The following is a 22,205-nucleotide window of genomic DNA, read 5'->3' on the forward strand; positions in this document are numbered from 1 at the left end:
TTTTTTTGTGCCTGCGATTTGTCCCGCCCGGGCTGACCTGCTTGCCCTCAGCCCGTACCCCCATCACCCACAGGTTATGGCGCTCAAGATTGCGGAACGCGCTCGATATAGGATTTGAAGCACTGCCCCTTCACCTTGTTGCTGAACTTTTCTGCAGCAGCCCATTTTTTTTCTTCTGTATCTTCTATCGGGTATGCCTGGGCATCGCGCACAAATAGCACGCGCATCTTCCTGGTGATGTCTGAAGGCTCATGGTAGGCATCGTAGACATAATCTACGGGCCTGCCCTCCTGTCGACTCAACATGATTGAGGCCGCATCAAGTGCCCAGCCGTCGCAATAAGACACTTCGCCGTTACTGAACTGGATAACGCCGTCCTTCATGGTCCAGGCCCCGGCTCCGCCCGCTGCGAGCAAGCCCATTGCAGCTACCAGGGCTGACGCTGTCTTGCGCATGTTCATCTTCCTTCCCTGAAAAAACCGGAGGGTATCACCGCATCAACCTAAATGCTGAAAGCCTCTTGTGCTGCCCCTTGGCCTTTTTTTTCGCCAGCAGAAAAGCGATGATCGCCGCCCGGCATCAACGTAGAGGATCTTGTCGATGGAATTGCCACTGGAATCAGTCGCCCTTTATGCACTCAAGCTGGCGTACGAGTCCGAAGGTTCGAGCCCGATTTTGCGCGACGACCCGGCCATGAGCGACTATCAACGCGATGTCTTTGCCTTTGACCTGCGCAAGGGCGATATCGACGCCATCCAGGATAAAATCGAGCGCTGTGTCGCACTGGCGCTGGACGCCCTGGGCGGCGCGCAAACGGTCATGGGCCGCGAACTGCAAAAGCTGGCCGCCGGTTTCAGCAATGCGCAGACCCCGGAGCAAATGCACCCGGCGCTGCTGACGCTCAAGGATTACCTCAAGGACGTGCAGTAATCACTGCCCCTGGACGGACTCGATATAGGCCAGCAGATTGTCGATCTTCTCTTGATCGCTGATGCCCCAAAAGATCATCCGCGTGCCGCTCACCACTTTTTTCGGTGCTTCTATATAGGCCGCCAGTTTTTCCCGCGTCCATACAACACCTGAGTTTTTCATGGCGTCGGAATACTGGTAGCCCTCGCTGGTGCCGGCCAGCCGTCCGATCACACCATTGAGTTGCGGACCAAAACCATTGCGGGCGTTTTCGCCGATGCTGTGGCAGCTGCCACAGGTTTTGGTGAACAGCCTGCCCCCCGCTTCGGCATCCCCTGCAGCTATCGCGCCGTGACTCAACAGCGCGGCACAAAGGCTAAGGATCAACAAGGCTGGGTACTTCATCGGTCACTCCATCAGGTAAGGGTGTTCAGGCTCAGGCGGCAATTATGCCTGCCCGCCAGCGGTTACACCTTGCTGGTGGTCAAGACAGGGCTTACCCGGCAAACCCGCCTTCATCCAGAAACGTACGTTCCTCCACGGTGGTATCGCGCCCCAGGACATGATTGCGATGGGGGAAACGCCCAAAACGCTGGATGATCACGGCGTGTTCTTCAGCCCAGACGCTGGCTTGCGGCCCAAGACTGTGGTGCAGTTGCAGGGACAGCTGTTGGTCGGCACTGTCTTCGGAATGCTCGAACGGCAAATAACAGAACACTCGCAAGTCGGCCTCGAACGCCTTGTCCATACCGCCATTGATCATCTCCCGGGCATAAAAGCGCGCCAGCGAGTCGGTGGCAAACATATGTGCGGTTCCACGAAAGGCATTGCGCGGGTACTGGTCCAGCAGCAACAGCAACGCCAGGGCGCCTTCAGGTTGCGCCAGCCAGTGCTCCAACTTGCGACTGGCCGCCAGGAAATGAGCGCTGTAGAAAGTGTCGCGAAACAAGGTATCGAAGGCTTCATCCTTGGCAAACCAGTGCCTGGGGCCAGCCTGTTTCCAGAACTCGATTACCGCCTGCGGTGTTATTTGCTGATCCTTCCCGGTCGCTGCCACAGTTTATTCCTCAGGTTGTTGGCCAAGCCTCAACTGTAGGCCTGCTCCGCCAGCAGCACCACCGCAATCAGGATCATTATCGCCCCCGATACCCGGCTGACATTCTTTGCAGCACCTGGCCGGGTGCGCAACACGGCGTGGGCACTGAAACCCACCGCCAGATACACCAGCGCGCAGCTGACTGCATGCAGCCCGCCCAGGGCAATGATCTGTGTCGGTATCGACCAGTTCGACAGCGGGTCGGTGAACTGCGGCAAAAGCGCCAGAAACAACAGCAGCACCTTGGGATTGAGGCCGCTGACACACAACCCCTTCCACGCCCAGCGCGACCATGAATCAGACGCCTGCCCCTGCCCGGACTGGGGGGTTGCGGGGTCCCTGAGCATGCACACACCCAGCCAGAGCAAATACAGCGCCCCCGCAACCGTCAGCACGCTGAGGATCATCGGATTGCGCGCCACCAGCCCGCCCACGCCTGCCGCCACAATCACCGTAGCCAGCAAATGCCCCGAGAGCATACCCGCCACCGCTGGCGTCACCAGCCGCCCGCGCATGCCCGCGGAAATCGCATAGGCCCAGTCTGCGCCGGGGGTGATGATAAACAAGAACGATACCGCCCAAAACGCGGCCAGGACGCTGAGTGTCACGGGACATTTCCTTTCTACGCTGGAACTTTGATGATGAGAGTTGGGCCACAAGACCCGCGCCGCTGCTCTCAGGGAAGGTCTCAGCGGGCAAAAGAAGAATAAGCAAATGCCGCCAGGATTATCTTTCGTTTATCCTAAGCAACAGTCATAAACGGGAAAGGTTCTTCCATATGGATCGCATTGACAGGAATATTCTTGCGCAGCTGCAAGCTGATGGCCGACTTTCCCTCACCGAACTCGCAGAACGGGTGGGTTTGAGTCTCTCACCCTGCCATCGGCGCGTACGGGCGCTGGAAGACTCGGGGGTGATCCTTGGTTATCGCGCCCTGCTGGCGCCGAGTGAGCTGGGACTTAACTTTTCCGCCATGGTGTTTGTCACCCTGCGCGAAGTGACCCGTCAGGCGATTGCCGATTTTGAAGCGGCAGTGATCGAGACCTCGCAGATCGTCGACGCACAAAGGCTGTTTGGTGACCCGGACTACCTGCTGCATGTGGTCGCCGCCGACCTGCCGGCCTTCCAGCAGCTCTACGATGAGCGCCTGACCTCACTGCCCAACGTGCAACGCCTGACGTCCACGCTGGTAATGAAGCGGGTTATTCAGGACCGGATGCTGCCGTTGTGAGGCGGCATAAAAACATGTGGGGGCTGGCTTGCCTGCGATGCAGACGATGCGCTGTCACTGTAAAACCGCAGTGATCCAATCGCGAGCAAGCCCGCTCCCACAGGACGAGTGCAACCCGCCAATTAATCCGCCAACGGCATCAGCCCGACGGTCAGGGCATCAAGCAAAGCACTGACCTTGGGCAGGGCCTTGCGGCTTTTTGGCCACACCAGGTTGATCGCCAGCCCCTCGCTCGCCAGATGCGGCAGCACCTGCACCAGTGAACCATCAGCCAGATGCTGCTTGATCAGCCAGGTAGGCAGTTGGGCGATGCCGCATCCCGCCAGCACCGTCATCACTTGCCCTTCACCATCTCCTACGATGTACCTGGCGGGCATCACCCGGCGCTCTATCTCTCCGGGGCGGCTGCCTGCGAAGTTCCAGGGGCTGACCGTGCCGTCGGCCCGCCCATAGGCCACACACTGGTGATGCGCCAGATCGCGGTCGGTCACAGGCGTGCCGTGAATGTTCAGATAAGCCGGCGCAGCACAGAACACATGCCGCTCGCGCCCCAGAAAGCGATGCTCCAGCGCCGCTGGCCAGATATCCGCCCCACCGACCCGCACGACAATATCCACGCCCTCTTCGACCGGGTCGATAAAGCGGTCGGAGAACGAAATATGCGGCAGCAGCAGTGCGTGTTTTTGCACAAACTGCAAAATCACCGGCAACGCCTGCAAACGCCCGAAGGCCGCCGGCAAGTCAATGCGGATCCTGCCCTGCGGCTCGGCATTGTCGGCCTGCATGGCCAGCTCGGCCTCCTCCAGTTCGGCCAGAACCCCGGTACAGGTCCGGTAAAAAGCCGCTCCGCCATCGGTCAATGCCAAGCGCCGCGTGGTGCGCTGGAACAAGCGCACCCCAAGCCTGCCTTCCAGCCGGGCGATGCCCTTGCTGATCGCCGAGGCCGTCAGGTTCAAACGCTCGGCAGCAGCCCTGAAGCTGCCCGAGTCGGCGACACAGACAAATACATCGATACCTTTCAGGCGCTCGGAAGCAAACATGCACGCCCCTCATTAGTGAATTCAGTTCATCTTATTAGATAAAAGGCATCCTAAATACGCCAGCAATTCCCCAGTAAGCTTTTACACCACGAACTTACTCAAGCATCAGGCGTATTTATGACTTCGCACAAACCCACCGTTTTAATCACCGGCGCCACCGGCCAGATCGGCGGCGACACCCTGCGCAACCTGCTGGCTGACAAGACCATTACCCTGGTCGCGGCCGTGCGCTCCCACGCCAAGGCCCAGCCATTTACTGCACAGGGCATTCGCACCGTGATCATGGATTTCGACCAGGAACACACCCTGGCCCCGGCGCTGGAGGGTATCGACCGCGCCCTGCTGGTCACCGGCTACACCGTGGACATGCTGCGCCAGAGCAAGGCATTCATCGACCAGGCGAAAAAATCCGGCGTGCAGCATTTGGTGCATCTGGGCGCCTGCGGGCGGGACGACACCACCATCGGCCACTGGGCCTGGCACCAGTTTGTAGAACGTTATATCGAGTGGTCCGGTTTCTCGTTTACCCATTTGCGTCCCGAGTGCTTTATGCAAAACCTGCTCAGCTACGATGGCACCCGCGCAGTCATCAACGGAGTGATCGAGCAGTACACCGGTGATACGCGGTTCAGCTGGGTTGACGGCGAAGATGTGGCCCGGGTGGCCGCACAAGCTTTGTTGCACCCGCAAAAGCATGCAGGTCAGACCTATCGACTGGGCTACGACGTACAGTCCTATGGCGATATCGCCGCGATCATGACCCGCCTGCTGGGCCAGCCATTTCGTTATGACGCACAGTCACCGGACGTATTTGTGCAGAACATGCGCGCGGCAGGTGCAGAAATGGCTTATATGACCTGCGTACAGGACAACTTCACGCGCATGGCCGCCGGGCAAATTCCCGGGGTTGAAGAAACCTTCGACAACTTCAGCCAGATCACCGGGCGCCAGCCGGTGCGCTGGGAAGACTTTGTGCAAAAGCACCGCAAGATGTTTGCCTATTGATTCAACCCTGTCGCCGCTGCCACAGGCTGCGATGGGGCGCGCAGCCAGCGGCAGTGGCTACAGGTCAGCTGTGCAAGGCAAACGGTGTCACGCCAGTTGCTGGCGCATCGCCATTTCCACCCCGCGAATCTCGGCCAGGCCCTTGAGGCGACCGATCAGCGAATAACCCGGGTTGCTCTTGCGGTGCTGGTCATCGAGCAACTGATGACCGTGATCCGGGCGCAGCGGCAAGCGCGGGCCGCCCTCACGTTCACGGCGCAGATCCTCGGCCACCAGCGCACCGATCACCCCGACCATGTCCACATCACCTCCCAGGTGATGGGCTTCGTGGAAGCTGCGCGGATCGGCCTCGCGGCGGGTCGAGCGCAGGTGGGTGAAGTAGATGAAGGGCGCAAACTGTTTGGCCATCGCCACCAGATCATTGTCTTCACGCACGCCATAAGACCCGGTGCAAAAAGTCAGGCCATTGGCCGGGCTTGGCGCGGCATCCAGCAACCATTGCGCATCTGCGGCAGTCGACAGGATACGCGGCAGGCCCAGCAACGCCCGCGGCGGATCGTCCGGGTGGATGGCCATGCGCACACCCACTTCCTCTGCGACCGGAATCACTTCACGCAAGAAATGCCCCAGGTGCTCACGCAACTTCGCCTCGTCGATCTCGGCGTAGGTGCGCAGCAAGGCGCGGAAATCTTCCAGGCTGTAGTGCTCTTCTGCGCCAGGCAGACCGGCAATCAGCGTGTTGACCAGGCTGGTATTCTGCTCAGGGGTCAGCTTTTCAAAGTAGGCCCTGGCTTGCGCGATATCCTCGGCACTGTACTCGGCCTGCGCCTCCGGGCGCTGGAGGATAAACAGGTCAAATGCGGCAAAGGCGGTCTGGTCAAAACGCAGGGCCCAGCCACCGTCATCCATCTCCCAGGCCAGGTCGGTGCGGGTCCAGTCCAGCACCGGCATAAAGTTGTAGCAGACGATATCGATGCCGCAACTCGCCAGATTGCGCACGCTTTGCTGATAGTTGGCGATGTACTCGTCACGGCGACCACAGCCGCGCTTGATGTCTTCGTGCACCGGGATGCTTTCCACCACCGACCAGGTCAGGCCAGCGTCTTCGATCATCTGCTTGCGTGCCGCAATCGCTGCCACCGGCCATACCTGGCCATTGGGGATGTCGTGCAAGGCAGTGACAATCCCGGTGGCTCCGGTCTGGCGCACATCTGCCAGTGAAATCGGATCCTGGGGGCCAAACCAGCGCCAAGTCTGTTCCATGTCTATCTCCCTTCTTGTTAGTTATGTGCTGCAAAAGTTTTTAGCTGAGCCGTCATACCGGCCTGCTCAATGGCGCTGTAAGCGCGCTGCACCGCATCGCGAAAGGCCGGCCGCGCCGACAGCGCGAGCGGGAATACCTGCTCCAGATCGAGAAAGGCATCGACGCGCTGTGCCCCGTCAAGGCTGCCCGCCAGATCGGCAAACGTGGCGCTTAGCGGGTCATCGACCACATGGGCTTCACGGCCCGGCAAAGGCCGGGTGCAGTAGTGAATCCAGGCTGCAACCCCCAGCGCGATACAGTCAACGTCGCGCCCCGCTTCAAGCAGTGCCTGTGCACCCTGGAGCCAGCGCTGCGGCAGTTTTTGCGAACCATCCATGGCGATCTGGCGCAACCGGTGTTGCAGGCTGTCATTGGCAAACCGCGCGCACAGGTCACGGCCATAACTCGTTACGTCGATCTGCGCCGGCATATCCAGCGTCGGTGCGGCCTCTTGGGCCATATAGCGCTGGATAAACAACAGCAAATCAGGATCGCTGATGGCCTCGAATACCGTCTCGTGGCCCGCCAGCAAACCGATATAGGCCAGCAGCGAATGGCTGCCGTTGAGCATGCGCAGCTTCATGGTCTCGAACGGCCGTACATCCGCGACCATCTGCACGCCGTCCAGCTCCCAGTCCGGGCGCCCCTGGGGGAAGTGATCCTCGATCACCCACTGGCTGAAGCTTTCACACACCACTGCCGCGGGGTCCTGGCAGCCAAGCTGCTGCAGGTCGCTGAACGCTTGCGCATCCATGGCCGGAACAATGCGGTCGACCATACAACCGGGGAATGCCACGTGCTGCCCGATCCAAAGCGCCAGCTCACTGCCTTTAACCGCCAACCCCATGACCGCCTGACGGGTGCGCTGGCCGTTGTCCGGCATGTTGTCGCAGCACAGTACGGTAAAGGCCGGGATACCCGCCTGGAACCGGCGGCGCAGGGCCTCCAGCACAATCCCCGGTGCCGTACGTGGTGCTTGCGGGTGGGCAAGATCGTGGATAACACCCGGGTCTTGCAGGCGTAACTGGCCAGTGGCCGGGCTCAGGCAATAACCTTTTTCGGTAACCGTCAGGGTCACAATCCGTGTCTGCGGATCGGCCATGCGCTGCAACAGCTGCTCCAGTTCCGCGCCGCCATCACCGGCGTACAGGGCCTCACGCAATACCGTGATCTCGCGCAACGTCACCTGCTCGCGGTCACGATACTCGGCCACCGAGTAACGGCATTGCTGCTCGCGCAACTGCTCTACCAGGGTCCGGTTGGAACGCAGGTTGGCGCTGCACAAGCCCCACGGACCCTCACCGTGACGGTTGTGATGGCGTTGCAGATAGACCGCCTGGTGAGCACGATGAAACGCCCCCAGGCCCAGATGCACGATCCCGATTTCAGCTGCTGCGGCCACTGCGGGTACTGGTTGAATCACAGGCATCGACAGGCTCCTCAAGGATGGCTCAGGGCGGCAGCCGGCAAGACGCTGCCTGCTGGTGGTACGGCTTCATCGATCACCGGCAGTGGTTTGACATAGCGCGCTACACATACTGCACCGATGATGGTCAGCACACCGGCCAACAGGAAGGCGCTGGTGAACGAACCGGTGAACTGCACCAGGAAGCCGGTCAGGGTCGGACCGATAATGCCCGAGGTGTTGGCCAGAAAATGCATGAAGCCACTGACTCCGCCGACGCGGGCAGCAGGTACCGTGTCCTGGATGATTGCCCAGTAAATGGCACCGGTGAGGTACAGAAAGAACACCGCCAGGGCCACCAGAATCACGGCCGGGTACAGGGTGGTGACGAGCCCGGCAAGGCCGATGCACACGGCACAGGCCAGCAGACAGGTCACCAGTACCACTTTGCGTGAAAACATCATCCGCCCGGTTTTCTTGAACACGAAGTCGGAAATGAAACCGCCCAGTGCCAAACCGAGGAAGCCCAGCAACCATGGAATGACCGTGGCGATACTCATCTCTTTAACGTTGAGGCCGTGGGCCATCGTCAGGTAGCTGGGGAACCAGGTCAGAAAGAAGAACAGTGTGTAGTTGTACGAAAAGAACGCCAGCGAGGTGAACAGCACGGTCGGCTGCTTGAGGTAGTAACGCAGCGGGTGCACCGGCTGCGCCGCCATCTCGCTCTGGCCTTCGCCTTGCGCAATCTCTTCGGCAACCTTGCCGGTGGGCTTGTCCTTGACGAATTTGTACCAGACCGCCGCCCACACCAGGCCAATCAGCATGATGATGATGAACGACACCTTCCAGCCGTAGCTGATGGCGATAAAGCCCACTACCGGTCCGGAAATAGCCCCACCCAACGGGGTGCCGGACATGGAGGAACCCAGCGCCCGTGCCCGTTGCTTGGGGGTGTACCAGTTGTTGACCATCTTGCTGGTGGTCACGCTCAACGGGCCTTCACCCATGCCGAACAGGATGCGGATAAACACCAGCGACATAAAGCCGACGGTCAATACCGTCAGACCGCTGAACAACGACCACAGCACCATGGCCAGCAGCAGTGTGGTTTTCGCCCCGTAGCGGTCAGCAGCCCAGCCGCCGATAAAGTTGAATGCCGCATAGCCGACGAAAAAACTGCTGAAAATCATGCCCATCTCACCCGTGGTCAGACCGTAGTCTTTCTGGATGAAGGGGGCGGCCACAGACAATGCCGAGCGATCCAGGTAGTTAATAACGCCTGCCAGGAACAGCATGATGATGACTAAGGTACGACCTTGACCAAACATTGGAACCTCCCGCTTGTTTTTGTATTCGGTGAGGGTGCCCGCTGGGGGCACGTGTATCGGTTGAATCCTTGACGCCGAAAGCCGTAACGCCTGACCTGTAGCCGCCGGAAGCGCAGCGCGGCTGCGCTTCTGAACGGCTACAGGGCGCTGTTGAGTTGCACCAGCACCTTGCGGGTCTGCTCGGGGTGGTTTTCGATCAGGGCAATCGCTTCCGGCATTTCATCGAACTGGATGCGGTGGCTGATCATTTCCTGAACCTGCAACTTGCCGCTGGCAATCAGTTCAATCACCCGCGCGAACTTGCGGTTGTTGAGCCGCGATCCCACCAGGGTCAGTTCTTTCTTGATCATTTCCAGCTGCACCAGATCGGTGGGCGTGGTGCTGAAACCCAGCAGGCCGATACGGCCGGCCGGTGAGGCAATACGCACCATTTGCGGCATCAGCGCCGGGATGCAGGCAGCATCGACAATCAGTGGCACGCCTTCGCCATGGGTCAACTCGCGCATCGTCGCCTCGACATCCACCTCCTTGCCGTTGAGGGTGCGGCTGGCGCCCAGGGCGCGGGCGGTTTGCAGGCGCTCGTCAATCACGTCAGTCACGGTAATGTCGGTCAGCCCCAATGCCCGGGCCATTTGCACCAGGGTCAGGCCGATCACCCCGGCGCCGTAGATCAGCAGGCTGTCGCCGGGGTGCGGCTGCATGCGATCCAGCACGTTAAGGGCAATGGAGTACGGTTCCACCAGCGCGGCATGGCTCAGCGACATAGTGTCCGGCAGGCGATAAACATTGCTCGCAGGCACGCAGACTTGCTCACTGAAACCACCGTCACGGTGCACACCGATCACTTGCAGTTGGGTGCACACATTGGGCCGATTGATGCGGCACGGGTAGCAGGTACCGCAGCTGATCACCGGGTCGATGCACACACGGTCGCCGACCTTGATCTGCGCAACGTCTGCACCCACTTCGCTGACCACTCCGGAAAACTCATGGCCGGTAATCCGAGGGAAGCGCACAAAGGCGTTTTGCCCGTGAATGATGTGCAGGTCCGAACCGCAGATTCCGGCATAGGCGACGTCGACCCTGACTTCACTGCGAGACAGTTGCGGGACATCGACCTGGGCCAGGCCGAATTCAAAGGGAGCTCTTACTTGAAACGCTTTCATCGGGTAACTCCTGCCAGGACATGACGCCCCGTTTTTTATAGTTATTAAACAGTCGAGCAATCAGCTTTAAGCGGTATTACCAGTGCCAGAGCGTGCCATCTTCCAGGCGGTTGACCGGCAGGCTGGCGCGCTTGTAGGGGTACCTGGCAGCCAGTTCTTCGTTGATGTCGACGCCATGGCCCGGGGTTTCACCCGGGGTGAAATGGCCGTCCTCAAAGCGATAGGCATGGGGGAAGACGTCATCAGTCAGCGGGTCGTGGGGCATGTGCTCCTGAATGCCGAAGTTGGGCACCCAGGTATCGAAATGCAGCGCCGCGCCCATGGTCACCGGCGACAGGTCGGTGGCGCCATGAAAGCCGGTGCGCACCTGGTACAACGCGGCAAAGTCGGCGATCCGCCGTACATGGGTAATACCGCCCGCGTGAACCAGGGTGGCGCGGATATAGTCGATCAGTTGTTCCTGAATCAGCTCGCGGCAGTCGTGAATAGAGTTGAACACTTCACCCACCGCCAGCGGGGTTGTGGTGTGCTGGCGGATAAGTCGAAATGCCTCCTGGTTTTCTGCCGGGGTGCAGTCTTCCAGCCAGAACAGGTTGAAAGGCTCCACAGCCTTGCCCAGGCGCCCCGCTTCGATCGGTGTCAGGCGGTGGTGAACGTCATGCAGGATGTGCAGGTCATCGCCAAAGCGCTCGCGCACGGCGGCAAACAGCTTGGGTACATGATTGAGGTACTTGGCGGTGTCCCAGACATGCTCTGCTGGCAGGTCGCTGTCGGCCGGTTCATAGCGTTCGCCACTGCGCTTGGCCACGCCATAGGTGGTGGCAATGCCCGGAATGCCGCATTGCACACGTACCGCCTTGTAGCCCAGTTCCACATGACGGGCCACTTCGGCCAGGCAGCCTTCGATGTCCTTGCCCGTGGCATGCCCGTACACCATTACCCGCTCGCGGCTTTTGCCGCCGAGCAGCTGGTACAGGGGCATGTTGGCTGCCTTGGCCTTGATGTCCCACAGTGCCACGTCAACGGCGGCAATGGCGGTCATGGTCACAGGGCCACGACGCCAGTAGGCACCGCGGTAAAGGTACTGCCAGATGTCTTCGATACGTCGCGCATCACGTCCGATCAACGCGGGCAGCACGTGTTCTTCGAGGTAGGCGACAACCGCCATTTCGCGGCCGTTCAAAGTCGCATCGCCAATGCCGTAGACCCCCTCGTCAGTGACGATTTTCAGGGTGATCAGGTTGCGACCCGGACAGGTGACAATCACGCGTGCTTCAACAATTTTCATCGGTTCAGGCCTCGGCGACAGAAGAAAATACAGGCATGTTCAGGCTTGGCATGGCCGCTGCGGGAATCAGCGCGCCGGGATGCTGCACCACTTCTGCGGCCAGCGTGTGCCCCCAGCGCGCAGCCTGTTGCGGCTCACCGCCTTGCAAGCGGCAGGCAAGGTACGCAGCACTGAAAGAGTCACCTGCCGCCGTGGTATCGACGATCTGCCGCACCTGTTCGGCGGGCACCTCGAAACGCCCGATCGGGCACTGGATAAGGCACGAAGCCGGGCCACGCTTGAGAGCCACTTCGCCCACACCAAACCGGGCATAGGCGCCAAACAGGGCTTCGGGATCGGCATAGCCGAACAACGCAGCATCGTCTTCCCAGGTGATCAGCGCCAGATCGGTCAGGCGCAGCATGTCGCTGTACGCCTTGCGTGCAGAAGACGCATCTGGCCACAGGTGTGGGCGGTAGTTGTTGTCAAAGACAATGCGCGTGCCGCTCTGGCGCGCTTGGCCCAGGGCCTGCATCAGGCGCTCGCGGCCGCCGGCGGTGAGGATCGCCAGGCTGATGCCGCTCAGGTACACATAGTCGTAGTCGGCCAGGGCGCGCAGTACGTCATCGGCTTCTGGTCCGTCGAAAACCCGTCGGGCGGCGGCTTCTCCGCGCCAGTAGGCAAAGCGGCGCTCACCCTGGTCATCGGTCTGGATGAAATACAAACCGGGCAGCGCGTCCTTGATCACTCGCACATGCTGATCGCCGACACCCTCATCACGCCAGAGCTGGCGCATGGCAACGCTGAAAGCGTCTGCGCCGATGGCGGTTACATAGTCGGCAACAATACCGTTGCCAGCCCCCAGACGTGACAGATAGACCGCTGCATTGAGCGTATCGCCGCCAAAGGTCTGGCTGAAAAGCGCTCCTGGCAGACCGCGCATCTCAATCATGCACTCGCCCACCAGAGCGACTCGTCGGGGGTGGGGCAAATCGGCCTGTGGGCAATGCCCGAGGGTTACCGTCATCACTTCGCGCCTTGTTTTTATGGGTCGCTTGGCGTCGATACAGGCACGGGTCGTGTCCTTGCATCGAGCTGATTATTATTTTCGGAACGGCGTTTCATTTCATTGCTTGAGGGCGAGTTTAATCAAAATCCCCGCACCGTCAAGAAAAATGAAACAGCGTTTCGTTTCCCTACGGTATATCCTTGTTTTTTTCATTTGCGTTGGAGCCTTCATGGACAACAGCACCACCCAGAACAATGAACTGGTCTCTGCAGTCGGCCGCACCATGGCCGTGCTTGAAGCGCTGGCCGAGCACCCGGAAGAGAGTGGCGTGTCCGAAATCGCGCAAAAACTGGATATGTCAAAAAGCACGGTCTATCGCTTTTTGCAGTCGCTCAAGGCCCGTGGTTATGTGGTTCAGGATGCTGAAGACCGCTACCGCCTGAGCGTGCGGTTGTTCGAACTGGGTGCCCAGGCCCTGCCCCATCTGGATATCGTGCGCGAAGCCGAGCCGGGGATGCGCCGGATCAACGAACTGACCGGGGAAACCGTGCACCTGGGCATCCTCGACGAAGGCAGCATCGTCTACGTGCACAAGATCGACTCCAAATACAACCTGCGCATGTATTCGCGTATCGGCCGTCGGGCGCCGCTGTACTGCACCGGCATCGGAAAGGTGCTGATGGCCTGGCTGAAAGAGGATGAGTTGCTGGCACATTTGCGCGAAGAGAGCTTCGAGCGGCGTACCGCCAACACCCTCACCAGCATCGACGAATACCTGCAGGAACTGGCTGTGGTACGCCAGCAGGGTTATGGCGAAGACCATGAAGAATTTGAAGACAACATGCGTTGTTTATCAGCCCCCATCCGCGACCGTTTCGGCCATGTGATTGGCGGCATGAGCGTATCCTTCCCGTGCTTTCGCTTTCGTGAGGAACTGAAACAGGACTACGTCAAACAACTGATGGAAGCCTCGCAGCAGGTTTCAAGTCAGTTGGGCTGGCATCCGCAAGGGTAAAGTAGGGGGCTGTTGCGCTGTGTGGTAAAGCGCAGCCCCTACGCTAACGCGAATACAACCCAACTGCAATAAACACCTTGAATGCGATAAACTGCCCGCCGTTTAAAAAACGGCAAGGACTCCACCGGCTAGCCTCTCGCACAAGGATCGTCATGTTCAAACCCTCTTTCCCCCTCGCCCTGACAGCGGTGCTGCTTGCAGGTTGCCAGTCAGCGACCATTGACCCCGATAGCCCGCCCAAGCTCACCCAAGCCCAGGAAAAGGAGCAGGCGGTACAACGCGGTGTGTATGAAAAACTGATCAGCAGTGTGCTCGCCCGTGAGGGCGACCTGGCTAATACCCAAGGGCGCGATGGCAGTTTCAATCTGATGCTGACCCTCGATGACAAGAACCGCATCATTGGCTGCGGCACTCAACCCAACAAGAAAGTGGATGCCAGGGTTTACCCCTACAATCGCAAGCTGGCCCTGGACCTGCGGTCTATCTGCTGGACAGCGGTGTTCCCCGAGCTGCCCTCGTCACTGATCGACCCCAAGAGCAAGACGGCAAGGGTCGTGGCGCCAATTCTGGTGTATCCATTGGTTGGGCTTTCCCCCGAGACCCGGGCACGGCGCGATGCGGCCTTGCAGGACAAGGCGCAAAACGACTTTTTGTTCAAGCAACTGCTCGCGCCGATGCCCATCGACAGCATTGGTGTCGCCACGCTGATGATGATGACTGACAGCACCGGCCAGGTGCGCGAATGTGCCGCCAGCCTTGATCCGCACGCCATGCGCCCTTCTGAGTTCAGGCATGACGATGGGTTACTTGCAGGACTGGTTCAGCGCTGCAAGCAACTGGACTTGAGCGCCATGCCGGGCTTTGTGCCCAACACCCAGGGCATGAGCAGCGCGTTTTATCGCGTCGAGTACACGCCCTGGAAAGCCGGGCTCAAGCCCGCTCAATCGCAAAGTTGTTCCACGACTGGCTCACAGGCATCAACTCAAGGCTGTTGATATTGATGTGCGCCGGCTGGTTGAGAATCCAGAAAATCGTTTCGGCTATGTCCGCTGGCTGAATCGCCTGGGCGCCGGCGTAGACCGAATCATATTTGGCCTTGTCCCCGGCAAAGCGCACCAGCGAAAACTCGCTCTCGCACAGGCCAGGTTCAAGGTTGGTGACGCGCACGCCGGTACCCTGCAGGTCACAGCGCAGGTTCAATGAGAACTGCCGCACAAAGGCTTTGCTCGCGCCATACACATGACTGCCAGGGTACGGCCAGTTACCGGCAATAGACCCCAGATTGACGATGCCTGCCCCGGCACCGTGAGCGATCAACCGTGGCAGCAGCAAGCGCGTGCTGTACAGCAGGCCCTTGATATTGGTGTCGACCATGGTCTCCCAGTCATCCAGCGAGCACTCGGGGGCTGGCGCGGTGCCCAAGGCCAGCCCGGCATTATTGATCAGCCCGCGTAACCTGCTGAATTCCGCAGGCAGATGTTCAATGGCCTGCTCCATCGCGACACGGTCACGCACGTCCACCACCAGCGGCAAGATTCTGGCTTGCGCACACAGCTCGTCAGCCAGTGCATGCAGGCGCTCGGCCCGGCGACCGGTAAGCACCAGCGACCAGCCTGCGGCAGCAAAACGACGGGCACAGGCTTCGCCAAAACCGGACGTGGCACCGGTAATAAAAACAGTCGGCATCATAGACAGCTCCTTGGGATCGATCAGGACCACGACCGGCCCAGCAGACCAACGCCTGCCAGCACCAGCAATAGCCATTGGGTAAAACGGGCGGCCTGTTCGGCCTGGATACGCGCGAACAATTGTTGCCCCAGCCACAGCCCCAGCAGCAGCGCAGGCAGCATCAGCAATGCCTGCCGGCCTGTGCCGGGGGGGATGGCCAAAGCCACCGCCAGCCCGGCCAGCGCCGCAAGATCGACGGCAAAAAAGAACATGATCAGCGTCGCTCGCAACGCCCGGGCCCGCAACCCGCAGTGGCTGAGCCACGCCACTACCAGCGGCCCGCCAATACTGAATGCGGCGATCAACGCCCCGCTGCTGCCCCCCACCAGCCAGGCACCGGCGCGACCCTCGCCCATCGGCAGGCGAATACGCGCCAGACCCAGAATCGCCAGTAGCCCCACCAACAGGTAGACCCCCACTGTCAGCCCACCGCTGTCGATACCCGTCAGCAACCAGATACCGCACGGCACTCCACACGCGGCCGCCAGCAGCAGGCGTTTGAGCAGCGGGTAATGCGCCTCGCGCCAGGCACTGCGCAACAGCATCACGCTGGACCCCACTTCCAAAAACAGCACCAGCGGCACCGCCTGTTGCAGCGACCCGAGCATCGCCAGCCCGACCACGGCAATGGCCGCAAAACCAAACCCCGTGAGCCCGCGCACCACAGCCGCCACCAGTACGCACAGCGCACTCAGGGCCCAACTTGCTTCAGGGTTCATACGCTGCTCCAGGGTGCTCAATGGCGCCACTGTAGTCAGCCGCGCGCCCCGGGGCTTAGATCCAGTCGGGGCTTTCGATGGGGCCAGAACTGGCCCTATCGAAAACCCCATCTGGATCTAAGGATTGCCCCCGGCCGTGACTAGTCTGCGAGCAACTGGCCGCACCGGACCGACCCTCAGGAGTGACATGCATGGCGACGAATCTGAACCACCAATGGATGCCTTTTACCGACAACCGTGAGTTTCACCGCGCACCGCAGTTGTTCGTCCGCGCCGAGGGCGTTCGTTACTGGAATGCCGAGGGCCGCGAACTGCTCGATGGCAGCTCCGGGTTGTTTTGCAGCGCTGCCGGCCATGGCCGTACCGAGATCGCCGAGGCGGTGTGCAAGCAATTGCTGAACCTGGATTTCACCCCGCACTTTCAACGGGCTTCGCCGTTGTCTTTCGAGCTGGCGGAACGCTTGAGCGACTTGTTGCCTGCTGGCCTGAACAAACTGTTTTTCACCAACTCCGGCTCCGAGTCGGTGGACAGCGCGATGAAAATTGCCCTGGCCTATCACCGTGCCCGCGGCGAAGCCCAGCGCACCCGGTTTGTGTCCCGCGAGTGGGCTTATCACGGCGTCAACTTTGGCGGCGTGGCCCTGTCGGGGATGATGCGCAACCGCCAGGCCTTCGCCACCGGCGGCCTGCCCCACGTCAGCCATATGCGTCACACCTGGCAAGAGGACCAGCGCTTTCAGTTGGGCGAACCGCAGCAGGGCGCCGACTTGGCCAGCGACCTGGAGCGGATCATCGCCATGCATGGCGGCGACAGCATTGCTGCCTGCTTTGTGGAGCCGATTGCCGGTTCCATCGGCGTGTATGTGCCGCCTGTGGGCTACCTCAAGCGCCTGCGCGACATCTGTGACAAACATGGGATTTTGCTGGTGTTCGATGAAGTCATCACAGGTTTTGGCCGCACCGGCCAGGCGTTTGCAGCACAGAGCTTTGAGGTGAAGCCGGACCTCATCACCCTGGCCAAGGCCCTGACCAATGGCGCAATCCCGATGGGTGCCGTGGCGGTGGACGAGGCGGTTTACGACACAGTGATCAATGCCAGCAAAGGTGGCGGCCCGGAACTGTTCCACGGTTATACCTACTCCGGGCACCCGGTGGCCTGTGCGGCAGCGCTAGCTTCGCTGGATATTTACCGGGATGAGGATTTGTTTGCCAAGGGCGCGCAACTGGCGCCGTATTTTCTGGAGTGCCTGAGCGGGTTGCAAGGCCTGCCACAAGTCAGCGACTTGCGCGGTTATGGGTTGCTCAGCGGAATACAGCTGACGCCGGGGGATGCGCCGGGAGCCAAAGGTGCGCGGGTGCAGAGGGCGCTGTATGACGCCGGGCTGCATGTTAAAACGACCGGGGATGCGATCATCTTTGCCCCGGCGCTGGTGACTGGGCGGGCGGATTTGGATGCGATGTTTGAAGTGTTGAGAGAGACGTTGGGGCGGGAGATTTTGTAAGGCTAAAGCAAGTCCCTCACCCTAGCCCTCTCCCTCTGGGAGAGGGCTGGGGTGAGGGGCTTTCAGCTCGCGCCACGCTTCACCCAGCGCCGCAATCCCCGGCTCGATCAGATCTTCGGCAATCGCCCCGAAGCCCAGCCGAAAGCAGTTGAGCGGGCGCGGCTCGCTCAAATAATGAATATCCCCCGGCTCAATCAACACACCACGCCTGGCCACCAGCCGCTGCAACACCCAGGCATCCACATCCGGCGGGCAACTGACCCACAGCGACGAGCCCCCCGCCATGCCGCTGGCATTGAGTTGCGGCAAATGCTCGGCCATGGCCCGGCTGATCACCCGCCACTTGCGCGCCAGCCGATCGCGCAACCGCCGGGCATGGGCATCGTAATGGCCCATCGATAAAAACAGCGCCAACGTACGCTGGTTGTTCGACGGCGGATGCCGGTAGATGTAACGGCGCAGCGCCCGCAGTTCATGGATCAGCTCGGCATCCGCGGCAATAAATCCCAACCGTACCCCCGGCAGCAGGCTTTTGGTCAAGCTGCCCAGATAGATCACCCGTCCGCTGTCATCAAAACTCTTCAAAGCCGGATGGTTGCTGCCCAAAAAATTCTGTTCGTTTTCGTAATCGTCCTCAATGATCAACAAGTCATTTTCACGGGCACTGGCCATCAGCTCCAGGCGTCGGTACAGCGGCATGGTCACGCCAGTGGGCGACTGATGGCTGGGCGTGCAAAACACCATCTCGCAGTCGGCCAGTTGCTCATTGACCACCAGCCCCTGGCGATCAATGCGCAGCGGTTTCAACGCGCAGCCACTCAGGCTGAAAATATTGCGCGCGTCCACATAGCCCGGATCCTCCAGCCCCATCACCAGCCCCGGGCGGCCCAGCAGCCGGGCGAGCATATACAGCGAATTCTGCGTGCCGATGGTGATCATCACTTCCTGCGTCGACACGCTGATCCCGCGTTTGGGCAACACACGCTGGACGATCTGTTCGACCAACAACGGATCGTCGAGCATCACTTGATCATCGACCCAACTGCGCATATGTGCGCCGGTGCTGGCGATGCGCGAACAGTCGCGCCAGCGGGCAGCGGTTTGCTCATCCGCCTCGACCTGACCATAGACGAACGGGTAGCGATACTCACGCCAGTTGCGCGGCTTGACAATGGCCCGCAACTGCGACGAACTGCTTTGCAGGCGCGCCTCCCAGTCCGGTGCATGGTCGGGGCGCTCGAAGATTTTTTGCGTGGCGGGTTTGAGGCTGACATTGAGCTGCTGGCGCAGGTACTTCTCGTTGATAAAGAAACCGCGCCGGTCCGATGGGATCAGATAACCATCCTGCACCAACTGCTCATACACCAGCACCACAGTATTACGCGACACGTTGAGCAGCTCACATAGCTTGCGCGATGACGGCATCGGCTCACCGGGCGGCATGGCACCGTCCAGAATCGCGCTGAGCAAGCTCTCGCGCAGTTGCTCCTGTAAGCCCCGGCCAGCTTCGAAGGGTCGAAAATAACGCTCCAACATGGTTCAAGCTCCTGGCCCGGCGCCCCGTCATGGCGCACCCAATGCGCTACAACCCTTGCCACACAAGGCCTGCAACGACCTCTGGCACCACAGCTTGCAGCAACTGGATCTAAAGCAAGCGCCGAGCCAGCGCCTAAGATCGGGCTGACAAAAACACAGACATCCCCCAGCCCGGAGTCTCACCATGCTCAAGCCCCTGAACAAATGGATCCGTCGCACCGTCTTGTTGCCCCTTACCGCTCTGAGCCTGGTAGCCACTGCCCACGCTCAGACCGTGACCATCGGCGTGCAAAGCATGTTTGCGCCCTGGAAAGACGCCATCGCGCAAAAGCAGTTCGAGCAAGCCACCGGCTGGGATATCCAGTGGCGCAACTTCGACAGCGGCGGCGACGTGATGATGGCCATGGCCTCGGGCGATGTGCAGATCGGGGTCGCCGGCAGCAGCCCGATTGCCGCCGCCGTGAGCCGCGGTGTGGATGCGCAATTGTTCTGGATTCTGGACAACATTGCCGATGCCGAGGCGCTGGTGGTACGCAATGGCAGCGGTATCGTCGCGCCACAGGACCTGGCCGGCAAAACCCTCGCCGTACCCTTTGTCTCCACCACCCACTTTCACGCGTTGTTTGCCCTTGAGCAGTTCGGCCTGACCGGCAAGGTCAAGGTTATCAACCTGCAACCTTCGGATATCCCCGCAGCCTGGGAGCGCGGTGATATCGACGCGGCGTTTATCTGGGATCCGGCCCTGGGCCGTCTCAAGCAAAGCGGCCATGTGCTGTTGACTTCGGGCCAACTGACCGACTGGGGCAAGGCCACCTTCGACGGCCTGGTGGTAGATAAACAATTCGCTGCCGCCAACGCCCCCGGCATGCAGGCGTTCACCCAGGTGCTGCAAGACAGCACCGCGGGTTACGTCAAGGCGCCAAAATCCTGGACCGCCGGCTCGTCGCAGGTCATCAACGTGGCCAAGCAGTCCGGGGCCAAACCTGAAGAAGTACCACCGGTGCTGGCGCTGTACCAGTTCCCGCTGGCCAGCGAACAGGCCGGCCCGACGTGGCTGGGCGGTGGCGCTGCCAAGGCACTGGCCGCCACCGCCGAGTTCTTGAAAGCTCAAAAGAAAATCCCGGCCTTGCTGCCTGACTACAGCGCGGCGATCAACCCGACGTTTGTGCAAAACGCCCAATAACCCGCTCCCACAGGGCATCAAGTTAATTGACGAGGAACACGCCATGCCCCTCAGCCTAAAAATTCATGATGTGTCGGTGCTCTACCCCGGGCAGCAAAAGGGTCAGCCGGTAAGGGCTCTGTCCGGGGTCAATCTGGACATTGCCGCCGGTGATTTTGTCGTCGCCCTGGGTGCTTCAGGGTGCGGCAAGACCACACTGCTCAACCTGATGGCCGGGTTTATCCAGCCCAGCAGCGGGGTAATTACCCTGGGCGACTATCACGGCCAGGTGCCCGAGCGCATCGACGGCGCCGAGCTGCGTGACCAGGTCACCGGCCCCGGCGCAGAACGCGGTGTGGTGTTCCAGAAACATGCGCTGCTGCCGTGGCTGAATGTGATCGACAACGTGGCCTTCGGTCTCAAGTTGCGCGGTATCCCCAAGGTCGAACGCGAAGAACGTGCCCTGCATTTTTTGCAGTTGACCGGGTTGGCGGAGTTTCGCGATCACGCCACTTATCAGCTGTCGGGCGGCATGCAGCAACGTGTCGGGATTGCCCGCGCACTGACCAATGACCCGAAGATGCTGCTGCTCGACGAGCCCCTCGGCGCACTGGACGCCCTGACCCGCGAACGCTTGCAGGAACTGATCCTGGAGATCTGGCAGCGCACGCAAAAGATGATGTTTTTTATCACCCATGACGTTGAAGAAGCGCTGTTTATGGCCACCCGACTGATCATCATGTCGCCACGCCCGGGGCGTATCACCCACGAGTTTTCGGTGGATTTCGGCCAGCGCTTTCTGAAGTGCCGCGACGCTCGCGCCGTAAAATCCAGTCCCGATTTCATCGCCCTGCGCGAGCAGATCCTGAGCATCATCCACGGTGACGAGGAGGCAGCGTAATGAGCCTTTTGGACGAAAAACAACGCAATGCCGTGCTGCGCACCCTCCATGAACTGCGCCGCGCCGCGCCGGCAAAGCCGGGCGAGCAATATGGCGCACCGGGCAACGGCTCCAGTATGGGGCTGAGCCTGGGCACGATTTGTGTCGTGTTCGCCTTGTGGTTTTTCGCCACCAATGGCGGTTGGATCAAGCCGCTGTTTTTGCCCTCGCCCCAGGCGGTATGGACGCAGATCGTGGATGTCAGCCGCGACGGATTTGCCGATGCCAGCTTGTGGACACATATCGGCTGGAGTGCCCTGCGGGTGTTTGGCGCGTTTGCGCTGGCGGTGCTGACGGCAATCCCGGTGGGTATTTTGATGGGCGTCAATCGGGTGGCCCGAGGCGTGTTCGACCCGCTGGTGGAGTTTTACCGCCCGCTGCCGCCGCTGGCCTATCTGCCGTTGGTGGTGATCTGGATGGGTATCGGTGAAGGCTCAAAAATCCTTCTGATCTACCTGGCGATGTTTGCCCCGCTGGCACTCAGTGCCCGGGCCGGGGTCAAGTCGGTGGCCATTGAGCAGATCCACGCGGCCTATTCGATGGGCGCCAGCCGCGGGCAAGTGCTCAGGCAGGTGATCATGCCGGCAGCCCTGCCGGAAATTCTGACCGGCATGCGCATCGCCATCGGCTTTGGCTGGACCACCCTGGTGGCCGCCGAAATGGTCGCGGCCACGGCCGGGCTGGGCTTTATGGTGCTGACGGCGTCCAAGTTCATGGCCACTGATGTGGTGATCATGGGCATTCTGGTGATCGGAGCGCTGGCCCTGCTGTTCGATCTGGGCATGCGCTGGCTGGAGCGCAAACTGGTGCCTTGGAAGGGCCGGGGATAAATGAAAACCCGTAG

23 protein-coding genes are annotated in these 22,205 nt (G+C 60.6%); 9 read left to right on the forward strand and 14 right to left on the reverse strand.

All coding sequences use genetic code 11. From position 1 onward, the window contains the following. Nucleotides 1-83: 83 nt before the first annotated feature. The gene (locus GHN92_RS18210; protein WP_133144810.1) at nt 84-461 is read right to left on the reverse strand and encodes a hypothetical protein; all 378 of its coding nucleotides are present in this window, start codon (nt 459-461) and stop codon (nt 84-86) included. Between the two features lie 139 nt (nt 462-600). Here GHN92_RS18210 and GHN92_RS18215 point away from each other — a divergent pair, with 139 nt between their 5' ends. Then, nucleotides 601-930, forward strand: coding sequence for a hypothetical protein (locus tag GHN92_RS18215; RefSeq protein ID WP_095024016.1), 330 nt, complete (start codon nt 601-603; stop codon nt 928-930). Here GHN92_RS18215 and GHN92_RS18220 read toward each other — a convergent pair whose 3' ends face one another. The 3 genes from GHN92_RS18220 to GHN92_RS18230 form a co-directional block, all read right to left on the reverse strand. Beyond that, the gene (locus GHN92_RS18220; protein WP_153380735.1) at nt 931-1,314 is read right to left on the reverse strand and encodes a cytochrome c family protein; all 384 of its coding nucleotides are present in this window, start codon (nt 1,312-1,314) and stop codon (nt 931-933) included. Nucleotides 1,315-1,405: 91 nt separating this feature from the next. Beyond that, nucleotides 1,406-1,966 carry a DUF924 family protein gene (locus GHN92_RS18225; protein ID WP_095024018.1) on the reverse strand — a complete coding sequence of 187 codons (561 nt, stop codon included), beginning with the start codon at nt 1,964-1,966 and terminating at the stop codon, nt 1,406-1,408. Nucleotides 1,967-1,995: 29 nt separating this feature from the next. Beyond that, a complete protein-coding gene (locus tag GHN92_RS18230) occupies nt 1,996-2,613 on the reverse strand; it encodes a LysE family translocator (protein WP_016779589.1) in 618 nt (205 codons plus the stop codon). Between the two features lie 170 nt (nt 2,614-2,783). On the opposite strand from GHN92_RS18230, the gene GHN92_RS18235 reads away from it, so the two are divergent. Then, nucleotides 2,784-3,236: an Lrp/AsnC family transcriptional regulator gene (locus GHN92_RS18235; RefSeq protein ID WP_133144809.1), complete on the forward strand. Its 453-nt coding sequence runs from the start codon at nt 2,784-2,786 to the stop codon at nt 3,234-3,236. 122 nt (nt 3,237-3,358) lie between these two features. Here GHN92_RS18235 and GHN92_RS18240 read toward each other — a convergent pair whose 3' ends face one another. After that, nucleotides 3,359-4,276, reverse strand: coding sequence for a LysR family transcriptional regulator (locus GHN92_RS18240; protein ID WP_133144808.1), 918 nt, complete (start codon nt 4,274-4,276; stop codon nt 3,359-3,361). A 117-nt stretch (nt 4,277-4,393) separates the two neighbouring features. Here GHN92_RS18240 and GHN92_RS18245 point away from each other — a divergent pair, with 117 nt between their 5' ends. Continuing rightward, a complete protein-coding gene (locus tag GHN92_RS18245; RefSeq protein WP_153327970.1) occupies nt 4,394-5,281 on the forward strand; it encodes an SDR family oxidoreductase in 888 nt (295 codons plus the stop codon). Between the two features lie 87 nt (nt 5,282-5,368). On the opposite strand, the gene uxuA is transcribed toward GHN92_RS18245, so the two are convergent. The 6 genes from uxuA to GHN92_RS18275 all read right to left on the reverse strand — a co-directional run bounded on the left by uxuA (nt 5,369) and on the right by GHN92_RS18275 (nt 12,777). Next, nucleotides 5,369-6,544, reverse strand: a complete 1,176-nt coding sequence (gene uxuA, locus GHN92_RS18250) for a mannonate dehydratase (protein ID WP_095018325.1) — start codon at nt 6,542-6,544, stop codon at nt 5,369-5,371. Nucleotides 6,545-6,561: 17 nt separating this feature from the next. Next, on the reverse strand, nt 6,562-8,013 hold the full coding sequence (locus GHN92_RS18255; RefSeq protein WP_133144806.1) for a mannitol dehydrogenase family protein: 1,452 nt from the start codon (nt 8,011-8,013) through the stop codon (nt 6,562-6,564). An 11-nt stretch (nt 8,014-8,024) separates the two neighbouring features. Continuing rightward, the gene (locus GHN92_RS18260; protein WP_095001485.1) at nt 8,025-9,317 is read right to left on the reverse strand and encodes an MFS transporter; all 1,293 of its coding nucleotides are present in this window, start codon (nt 9,315-9,317) and stop codon (nt 8,025-8,027) included. 137 nt (nt 9,318-9,454) lie between these two features. Then, nucleotides 9,455-10,483, reverse strand: a complete 1,029-nt coding sequence (locus tag GHN92_RS18265; protein ID WP_095018323.1) for a Zn-dependent oxidoreductase — start codon at nt 10,481-10,483, stop codon at nt 9,455-9,457. A gap of 76 nt (nt 10,484-10,559) precedes the next feature. Continuing rightward, a complete protein-coding gene (gene manD / locus GHN92_RS18270; RefSeq protein ID WP_095001487.1) occupies nt 10,560-11,771 on the reverse strand; it encodes a D-mannonate dehydratase ManD in 1,212 nt (403 codons plus the stop codon). A gap of 4 nt (nt 11,772-11,775) precedes the next feature. Then, nucleotides 11,776-12,777 carry a sugar kinase gene (locus tag GHN92_RS18275; RefSeq protein ID WP_133144803.1) on the reverse strand — a complete coding sequence of 334 codons (1,002 nt, stop codon included), beginning with the start codon at nt 12,775-12,777 and terminating at the stop codon, nt 11,776-11,778. 211 nt (nt 12,778-12,988) lie between these two features. On the opposite strand from GHN92_RS18275, the gene kdgR reads away from it, so the two are divergent. Both kdgR and GHN92_RS18285 read left to right on the forward strand, forming a co-directional pair. Then, the gene (kdgR, locus tag GHN92_RS18280; protein WP_095018322.1) at nt 12,989-13,774 is read left to right on the forward strand and encodes a DNA-binding transcriptional regulator KdgR; all 786 of its coding nucleotides are present in this window, start codon (nt 12,989-12,991) and stop codon (nt 13,772-13,774) included. A gap of 152 nt (nt 13,775-13,926) precedes the next feature. Continuing rightward, entirely contained in the window at nt 13,927-14,769 is an 843-nt protein-coding gene (locus tag GHN92_RS18285) for a hypothetical protein (protein ID WP_133144802.1), read from the forward strand. On the opposite strand, the gene GHN92_RS18290 is transcribed toward GHN92_RS18285, so the two are convergent. Together GHN92_RS18290 and GHN92_RS18295 are read right to left on the reverse strand one after the other, a co-directional pair. Continuing rightward, nucleotides 14,705-15,463 (reverse strand): SDR family oxidoreductase, encoded by a 759-nt coding sequence (locus tag GHN92_RS18290; protein WP_095024028.1) that lies wholly within the window; start codon nt 15,461-15,463, stop codon nt 14,705-14,707. The genes GHN92_RS18285 and GHN92_RS18290 overlap by 65 nt on opposite strands. A 20-nt stretch (nt 15,464-15,483) precedes the next feature. Beyond that, nucleotides 15,484-16,221: a sulfite exporter TauE/SafE family protein gene (locus GHN92_RS18295; protein WP_095018319.1), complete on the reverse strand. Its 738-nt coding sequence runs from the start codon at nt 16,219-16,221 to the stop codon at nt 15,484-15,486. Between the two features lie 191 nt (nt 16,222-16,412). On the opposite strand from GHN92_RS18295, the gene GHN92_RS18300 reads away from it, so the two are divergent. Continuing rightward, nucleotides 16,413-17,723: an aminotransferase class III-fold pyridoxal phosphate-dependent enzyme gene (locus tag GHN92_RS18300; protein WP_095020358.1), complete on the forward strand. Its 1,311-nt coding sequence runs from the start codon at nt 16,413-16,415 to the stop codon at nt 17,721-17,723. 21 nt (nt 17,724-17,744) lie between these two features. Here GHN92_RS18300 and GHN92_RS18305 read toward each other — a convergent pair whose 3' ends face one another. Further along, on the reverse strand, nt 17,745-19,259 hold the full coding sequence (locus GHN92_RS18305; protein ID WP_133144801.1) for a PLP-dependent aminotransferase family protein: 1,515 nt from the start codon (nt 19,257-19,259) through the stop codon (nt 17,745-17,747). A 184-nt stretch (nt 19,260-19,443) separates the two neighbouring features. Between GHN92_RS18305 and tauA the strand changes: the two genes are divergently transcribed. The 3 genes from tauA to GHN92_RS18320 are packed head-to-tail and all read left to right on the forward strand — an operon-like array spanning nt 19,444 to nt 22,191. Further along, a complete protein-coding gene (tauA, locus tag GHN92_RS18310) occupies nt 19,444-20,442 on the forward strand; it encodes a taurine ABC transporter substrate-binding protein (protein ID WP_153380737.1) in 999 nt (332 codons plus the stop codon). A 43-nt stretch (nt 20,443-20,485) separates the two neighbouring features. Then, nucleotides 20,486-21,322: a taurine ABC transporter ATP-binding protein gene (locus GHN92_RS18315; RefSeq protein ID WP_095001501.1), complete on the forward strand. Its 837-nt coding sequence runs from the start codon at nt 20,486-20,488 to the stop codon at nt 21,320-21,322. Further along, the gene (locus tag GHN92_RS18320; protein ID WP_095018315.1) at nt 21,322-22,191 is read left to right on the forward strand and encodes an ABC transporter permease subunit; all 870 of its coding nucleotides are present in this window, start codon (nt 21,322-21,324) and stop codon (nt 22,189-22,191) included. Before GHN92_RS18315 ends, GHN92_RS18320 begins: the two co-directional genes overlap by 1 nt. The last annotated feature ends 14 nt before the right edge of the window (nt 22,192-22,205 follow it).

It is taken from the genome of Pseudomonas sp. FSL R10-2964 (assembly GCF_009600035.1).
Classification (GTDB): domain Bacteria; phylum Pseudomonadota; class Gammaproteobacteria; order Pseudomonadales; family Pseudomonadaceae; genus Aquipseudomonas; species Aquipseudomonas bubulae.